Raw genomic sequence first — 7,604 nt, 5'->3', positions numbered from 1 at the left:
CACGCACCTTCACCCCCGTCTGCGTCGCCGGCGTCCGCGTTGCCGTCGCCGGTGTCCGCGTTACCGTCGCCCGAGTCACCGGTGGTGCCGTCCCCGAAACAGCCCGCCACGGCGGCCGCCGTCGCGGTCCCGGTCGCTCGCAAAAATCGCCGACGTCTCATTGACGGACACGACGTGCTCTGTGCGTATATCGGTCTCGTCCCCGTTCCCGCGGTCCCCGCCTCGGCGGAGCCGGCCGGGAAGGACGCGCTTTTATCCGCGTCACGACTAGCGTGACGTATGGCGAAAGTGAGCGTCGGCCTCCGCGGATGGCGGTTCGACGAGGAGGAGATCTTCACCGACGACGGCGAGCTGAAGCCCCTCGACGAGATTCCCGAGGACCCCCGAGAACGGCTCGTCAGACTCGTCGGGCTCGTCGAGGAGCCCTGCGACGTCTGTTACTTGGAGCACGGCGAGGAGGAGGTCCACCGCTGTAACCAGGCGGAGATCGTCTACGGCGAGCCGAACGGCGAGGTGCTGCTCTGTTCGGAACACGAGCCGGAACTGATCTACTGGTACCGCGAAGCGGGGGGCAGCGACCACGCCGGCGAGCTGGCGTTCGCCGACCGCTTCCACGAGTGGGTCGCCGCGGGCAACGAGGCGCCGGCGGGGTACGGCTCCGTCGAACACGTCGAGGAGGCTCCCGAGTCGCTCCCGGAGCCGCCGGACCAAGAGGAGATCCAAGAGCGGGTAGAAGAGGACTTCGATGGCAAGCGGATCGACATCCTCGAACTCGCTGGCGAGAACGGGGACGACGAGACGGGAGACGACGAGACCGAGAACGACGAGGACACACTCACCGAGGAGGAGCTCGCCGACTCCGGCCTCGACCTCTCGACCGACTACCCGTCGAGCCGATGAGCGGGTCGAGAACGGGCGGCGACGCCGACGACGGTTCCGGCGGAACGGCCCGCCGTAAGCCGGTCGTGGTCCTCGTCGAGCCGGAGACGCCGGGCAACGTCGGAACGATCGCCCGGGCGATGAAGAACTTCGGCCTCGACGATCTGAAGCTGGTCGACCCGCCGGAGCTCCGCGAGGACGGCGAGGCGTACGGGTTCGCCGGCCACGCCCGCGAGGACGTGCTTCCGAACGCCGACGAGGTGACCTTCGAGGAGGTCGTCGCGAACTACCACACCGTCGGCACCACGGCGATCACCGGCGAGGACGACCGGAGCCACGAGCGGTTCCCGTTCAAGACGCCGGTCGAGCTGCGCGAGTCGCTGAAGACCGTCGACGCGCCGACCGCGATCGTCTTCGGCCGCGAGGGGCGCGGGCTCAACAACGACGAGCTCTCGCGGCTCGACGAGGTGTGTTCGATCCCCGCCGACGGCGACTACCCGGTCCTCAACCTCGGCCAGGCGGCGACGGTGCTCCTCTACGAGCTGCGCGAGCTCACCGTCGGGGAGACGCAGCTGCCCGACACCGCCGTCACCCGCGCTCCGGAGGACGACGTCGAGCGCTTCCACGAGTTCTTCGGCGACTTCCTCGAGGCGACCGGCCAGCGCGAACACCAGCGCGAGAAGACGGCGCTGTTGATGCGGCGGCTGCTGGGGCGCGCGCACCCCACGGAGCGCGAGATCCACTCGCTGTTGGGGGTCTTCCGGAAGGCGAACGCGAAGCTGGAGCACGCCGACCACCTCGCGGCGAAACACGACGAGCCGGTCTACCCACGGGAGTGACTCGCATGGGGGACTCGCAGTCGGACACCGCGTCGCGGGACGGCCAGTTAGCGGACGGCGTCCCCCTCGACGAGGACCTGTGGGCCGGCGCGCGCGACGCGTCGCCGCTCCTGCTCGGGATCGCTCCGTTCGCGCTCGTCGCCGGGATCGCCGCGGTCGACGCCGGGCTCTCGCTCGCCGAGGCGCTCGGGATGTCGGTGTTCGTGTTCGCCGGCGCCTCCCAGCTCGCCGCCCTCGATCTGATCGGATCTGGCGCGCCGTTCGCCGTCGTGGTCGGCACGGCGGTCGTGATCAACCTCCGGATGATGATGTACTCGGCGTCGATCGCCCCGTACCTCGCGCGATACGCCCGCCGGACGCGGGCCGCGCTCGCGTATCTGCTCACCGATCAGGTGTACGCGCTCTCCGTCGCGGAGTTCAACGAGAACGACGACGATCCGGTGGCGGTACTACGTCGGCGTGGGCGCGCCGCTGTGGATCGTCTGGCAGGTCGGGACGGTCGTGGGCGTGGTCGTCGGGACCGGCGTCCCCGACGCGTGGGGGCTCACGTTCGCGATTCCGCTCGTGTTCATCGCGCTGCTCGTCCCCGCGATGAAGGACCGACCGACCGTCGCGGCGGGCGTCGCCGGCGGGGTCGTCGCGGTCCTCGCGACGGGGCTGCCGCTCAACCTCGGCATGCTCGCCGGCGCGACCGCCGGGATCGGCGTCGGGGTGCTGACTGAGGTGTTCGACGCGTGATAGAAGGGTTCGCGCCCGGCAGTTCGATCCCCGTCTCCGGGGCGGCCGAGGCGGTCGCTCCCGTCGTCGCGACCGCCGGTGGCGTCACCGAGCCGATCGGAGTCTGGTTCGCTATCGTCGTCATCGGGGTCGCGACGTACGGCATCCGGCTCTCGTTCATCCACCTGTTCGGGCGGATCGACGAGGTCCCGACGCGTATCAAACGGCCGCTTCGGTACGTGCCGCCGGCGGTGCTCGCCGCCCTCGTGCTCCCCGACCTCCTGACGCTGCGGCCGTCGATCGCCGCGACGCTCGTCGACGAGCGGCTGATCGCGGGCGTCGCGGCCGGCGCCGTCGCGTGGCGCACCGAGAACGTATTCGCGACGATCACCGTCGGGATGGTCGTGCTGTGGCTGTTCCGGTTCGTCGTCTTCGCGTGAGGAGGCCGTCGGTCGGTTCACCCTCCCCAGAACGGCAGGCGGCCGCCGCCTTCCGTCGGAGACCCGTTCGTACACCGAGCCCCGTCTGGAGGCCGGGTTTGTAATTACCTACTTCGTCCAGCAGTGTGATATCCGGTTCATAACAATCCACCTTGAGTCAGTTGACAGCCCAAGACGAATGGACGACGAAAACCATCCACCGGGTTCGCGATCTCGACGTGACGTGATCGGGGCTTTCGGTACGGTCTGTCTCACCGGCGCTGCTGGCTGTCTGGCTTCGAGTGGCGACCCGAACCGGAACGAGCACCCGACGGCCGAAGGCGAGAACGCCGCGGGGGACGGAAACGCTACGACCAGGGATTCGCCCCACGGGACCGACGGGGCCGGCGAGGAAACCGAAGCCGCCGACCCCCCTGGAGTGGAACTCGGGCCCGAAACGTTCGAGCACTTGTCTGCCCTCGAGGCGGTCGGCGGTCGGCTCGCTGCCGACACCGAGCGTCAGGTCACCGGGACGCAGTGTGCGGCGCTCGAAACCGGTGCGGACGGGGCGTGGCTCCACGTCCCACTGGCGGAACCCGTCGACTTCAGCAACGCTCGAGTCGCCTGTCACGTCGCGGTGGACGGGACGGCGGCCGGCGAGTTCCTCTATCTGGACCTCCGTGACGGCGACAGCAACCGGTTTCGGACGCGGACCGTGCTTCGAAGCCGGAACGAGTTGGTCCGGGTCGACTTCGGGATCGTGGACCCGCAGGTCGACGACGTGGCCGTGGACTTAGCACGTATCACGCGGCTCTCGTTCCGAGCGGGCCCGAGAAAGGAGTCCGGAACGGAGACCGTGTATCTCGATCATCCCCGCCGTATCCCTACTCCGGAGACGGCCAAAGTCGTGTTCCAGTTCGACGATGGAAACCTGACGGATTACACGGAAGGGTTCCCGTACCTCTCACAGTACGGGTATCCGGCGATCACCTACGTGAACACGGAGACGATCGGAAACGAGGGGAAACTCGACGAGTCCAAACTCGCGGAACTCCAGCGCGAAAACTGGCTGATCGGGTCGCACACGACTGACCACACGGATCTAACGAGCCTCTCGGACCCGGCCGAGATCGAACGTCGAGTGCGCGACGCGAAGGGGTGGCTCGTCGATCGCGGGTTCGACGACGGGGCGCGCCACTTCGCGTACCCGTACAACGCAGTCAACGAGCAGGTGTTGTCGATCGTCTCCGAGTTCCACGACACTGGCCGAGTGTGGAACTGGCAACCCGGCGCGCTGCCGTCGAACCCCCAACTGATCCCGGCCGAAGGCGACCCGGACCCGGCGACGTTCCGGAACCTGCTCACCCAGACGGTCCGGTACGGCGGCGTCTTGATACTCACCCACCACGGTCTCCCCACCGACTCCGACCGCTCGGATTTCCACGAGATCGTTGACGAGGTCCACCGGCGTGACCAGGCCGGTGACGTCGACGTCGTTCGACTCGACGAACTCCAGTCGATGGCAGCCGACGCCCTGTCCCGATGACTGACAGTAACCGATCCATACCACACCGACCCGTTCGACGGACGGCGGGACCGGCTGCTACCGCTCGAACCGCTCGGGAAATCGTCGGACGAGGAGGAAGGCGACGAGGCCACAGAGGCCGGAGAAGCCGAGCGCGTTCCCCGTACTCACGAACCCGCGGGCGGGCGGGACAGCGTACGCGACCGCAGCCGCGACGAGCACGGCGTAGCCGACCGCCGACACGCCGAGCAGCATCGGCCGCAGGCCGGGGCGACTCCAGAGCCGTGTCCACGTCGATATCCCCGCTACCGCCCCGGCGACGACGCCGATCGGGAGCGCGACGATCGCCGAGAACGCGATCCGCGCGGCGAGCGCTTCGGTGAGCGCGCCGCTCACGAGAAGGAACCCCGTCACGCCCGTCCCGACCGCCGCCACGAGCCGACCGTTCACGCCTTCTCCTCGACGGCGGACGTGTTAAACTCTCCGTCGACGGTGCGGGACGTCGCCGCCGATCGCCCCGCTCGCCGTGGAGCGGTTCACTTTCCATCGCCCGACCCGTTCGGCTTCTCGTCGGTCGATCTGGTCACCTTCTCGTCGGTCGATCTGGTCACCTTCTCGTCGGTCGATCTGGTCACCTTCTCGTCGGCCGACTCGTCTTCGATCGCCGCCATCACGCGGGCGTGGAACTCCCGGAGAACGGTCGACTCGTCGTCGGCGATGACGGTGTCGGAGTCGGCGAGGGTCGCCAGTCCGAACGACAGCGGCGTGGGCGAGTCGACCGCGTGCTCGACGACCGAGAGGTCGCCGTCGGCGACGCGGGACAGCACCTCGCGGATCCTCGCGACGTCGAGCCGGTCTTCGAGCAGCTCCCGGTACGTCTCCTCCGCGACCGCGAACTCGTCGAGATCCTCCGCGAGCGAGAGCAGCATCTCGGCGGAGAGCTGCTGTTCGGCGGCCGACTTCTCGTACCCCTTGTAGCGTTTCAGGACCATGAGCGCCCGCGTTGCGTCGATCCGGAAGTATCGCTGGTGGAGGTCGGTCCCGGAGACCGCCTCCCGGAGGTCCTCGCGGACGGTCTCCGGGTCCAGCGTCCGGAGGATCTCGGCGACGTCGACCTTGCGGTTGAGCGGGAGCGTGAGCGCGAACCCCCGGTCCGCGACCGCCACGGTGACGTTGGCGTCGGTGCGGTCTTCGCACGCGGCGGCGACGAGCCGCGAGAGCCCGTCGTTGAACCGCCGACCGTACACCGCGTGGACGTAGAACCGCCGCTTGTACGCGTCGCGGTCCAGTTCCGCTTCGACGACCAGCCGGTCGGGAGTCGAGACGCTCTCTGGGCCCGCGTACGCGACCTGCTCGTCGTACGTCCGTGCGATCGCGCGGACCGCGTTCCCGCCGATCGGGAGCTCTCGGAGCCACGCGCGGACCGCTGGCGGGCCGCCGCGTTCAAGCCGGGAGAGCAGCTCGCCCCGGAACGCCAGCACCTCCCGGGCGAGGTCGGGCGACAGCGGGAGCCGCTCGGCGTACCACGAGGGGACGGTCGGCCGCTCGCTCGTCCGGTCGACGTACACCTTCGACCCACGTCGGTAGCGGAAGGCGAACCGCTCGCCGCCGAGCACGAACACGTCGCCCGGGCCGAGGGTGTCGAGGTACGACTCGTCGAGCGTTCCGACCGGGTCGCCGTCGCGGGTGAGCACCTCACAGGTGAACGAGTCCGGGATCGTCCCCACGTTCGTCATGTAGATGGCCCGCGCGAGCCGGCCGCGCTTTCCGACGAGCGTCTCGCCGACGGGGTGCTCCTCGTGGTGGTGTTCCCCGTCCGGTGGGTCGTTCTCGTCGCGCCAGACCTTCGGGTAGACGTTCGCGTCGGCCAGCCCCTCGTAGTCCGCCGTGAGGTACCGGATCAGCCGTTCGTAGTCGGCGTCGTCGAACGCACGGTAGGGGTGTGCGCGCCGGAGCGTCTCTCGGATCTCGCGGTCGGGTCGAACCCGCGCGATCGCCATCCCGTAGACGTGCTGGGCGGCGACGTCGTACGGTCCCTCCGGGATCGACACGCGGTCGACGAACCCCTCCTCGGCGCGCACGAGCATCGTCGCACACTCGACCAGCTCGTCGCGGTCGAGCGCGAACACTCGTCCCTCGACCGTCTCGCCGGGCCGGTGACCCGCCCGGCCGACGCGCTGGAGCAGCGCGGCGACCGACTTCGGCGATCCGACCTGGACGACCAGATCGAGGTGGGGCATGTCGACGCCGAGCTCCAGGCTCGTCGAGGTGGTGACGACGTCCAGCTCGCCCGCCTTCAGCCCCTCCTCGATCCGGCGCCGGCGTTCCGCGCCGAGGCTCCCGTGGTGACAGCCCGAGTCGGACTCGTCGTAGCCGAACCGCTCGCGCAGCTCCTGGAGGGTGCGCTCGGCGCCCGATCGGGAGTTCGTGAACACCAGCGTGTTCGTGTGGTCGTCGATCAGCTCGTGGAGCGCGTCGTAGAAGCGATCGGTGACGACCGACCGCGGCGTGTGGACGAGGTCCGCCGCTGGTGTCCGGAGTTCGAGGTCGAACTCTCGGACAGAGCGGGCGTCGACCACCTCGCACGCGCGGGACGCGAAGCCGTCCGGATCGCCGACCGCCCCGGCGACGCGCTCGCGGCCGACGAGGAAGTCTGCGACCTCCCCGAGCGGCTCGATCGTCGCCGAGCAGCCGATTCGGGTCGGCGACCCGTCGGCGAGCGTCTCCAGCCGCTCCAACGACACCGCGAGGTGGGTGCCGCGCTTGCCCGCCGCCAGCGCGTGGATCTCGTCGACGATCACGTACTCGACCGCGCGGAGTTTCTCCCTGAACTTCGGCGAATCGAGCAGGATGGCGAGCGTCTCCGGCGTGGTGTTGAGCACGTGCGGCGGCTCCGCCAGCATGGCCCGTCGCGCGGCCTCGTCGGTGTCGCCGTGGCGGATCGCCTGCCTGACGCCCGGGTCGGCGTCGGCGGCACCTCCGGCGATCTCCGCCGCGATCCCGTTCAGGGGCGCTTCGAGGTTGCGTTTGACGTCGTTCGCGAGCGACTTCAGCGGCGAGACGTACAGACAGTAGACGGCGTCGTCGAGGTCGTCGGTGCGGTCCCGAGCGAAGAGGTCGTCGAGGACCGCGGTGAAGGCCGCGAGCGTCTTCCCGCTGCCGGTGGGGGCCGCGACGAGACAGTTTCGACCCGCGTCGACGTGGGGGATCGCCTCGCGCTGCGGC

General features: G+C 69.4%; 6 protein-coding genes and 1 pseudogene. 5 read left to right on the top strand and 2 right to left on the bottom strand.

The annotated features are described in order from the left end of the window. Positions 1-279 precede the first annotated feature (279 nt). The 5 genes and pseudogenes from GJ633_RS11810 (at position 280) to GJ633_RS11790 (ending at position 4,400) form a co-directional block, all read left to right on the top strand. On the top strand, positions 280-900 hold the full coding sequence (locus GJ633_RS11810) for a hypothetical protein (protein WP_156588986.1): 621 nt from the start codon (positions 280-282) through the stop codon (positions 898-900). Continuing rightward, complete coding sequence (locus GJ633_RS11805; RefSeq protein WP_156588985.1) at positions 897-1,718, top strand: RNA methyltransferase; 822 nt, start codon at positions 897-899, stop codon at positions 1,716-1,718. The genes GJ633_RS11810 and GJ633_RS11805 overlap by 4 nt, the downstream gene beginning before the upstream one ends. Before the next feature lie 5 nt (positions 1,719-1,723). Then, a pseudogene (locus GJ633_RS11800) lies at positions 1,724-2,456 on the top strand (AzlC family ABC transporter permease). 95 nt (positions 2,457-2,551) lie between these two features. Further along, entirely contained in the window at positions 2,552-2,875 is a 324-nt protein-coding gene (locus GJ633_RS11795) for an AzlD domain-containing protein (RefSeq protein ID WP_321169051.1), read from the top strand. A 223-nt stretch (positions 2,876-3,098) separates the two neighbouring features. Then, a complete protein-coding gene (locus tag GJ633_RS11790) occupies positions 3,099-4,400 on the top strand; it encodes a polysaccharide deacetylase family protein (protein ID WP_197431325.1) in 1,302 nt (433 codons plus the stop codon). Between the two features lie 57 nt (positions 4,401-4,457). On the opposite strand, the gene GJ633_RS11785 is transcribed toward GJ633_RS11790, so the two are convergent. Both GJ633_RS11785 and GJ633_RS11780 read right to left on the bottom strand, forming a co-directional pair. After that, positions 4,458-4,829, bottom strand: coding sequence for a hypothetical protein (locus GJ633_RS11785; protein ID WP_321169050.1), 372 nt, complete (start codon positions 4,827-4,829; stop codon positions 4,458-4,460). Positions 4,830-4,915: 86 nt separating this feature from the next. Beyond that, on the bottom strand, positions 4,916-7,604 hold a 2,689-nt coding region (locus GJ633_RS11780; RefSeq protein ID WP_156588983.1), incomplete at its 5' end, for an ATP-dependent helicase.

It is taken from the genome of Halorubrum sp. CBA1125, from assembly GCF_009742825.1.
GTDB lineage: Archaea > Halobacteriota > Halobacteria > Halobacteriales > Haloferacaceae > Halorubrum.
The sequence above is the reverse complement of the archived record's forward strand: the minus strand, read 5'-3'. Positions and strand labels throughout refer to the sequence as shown.

Excerpts from the sequence above, each read along its gene's own strand:
- GJ633_RS11810 (WP_156588986.1), top strand. The coding sequence starts at position 280 with ATGGCGAAAGTGAGCGTCGGCCTCCGCGGATGGCGGTTCGACGAGGAG.
- GJ633_RS11805 (WP_156588985.1), top strand. The coding sequence starts at position 897 with ATGAGCGGGTCGAGAACGGGCGGCGACGCCGACGACGGTTCCGGCGGA.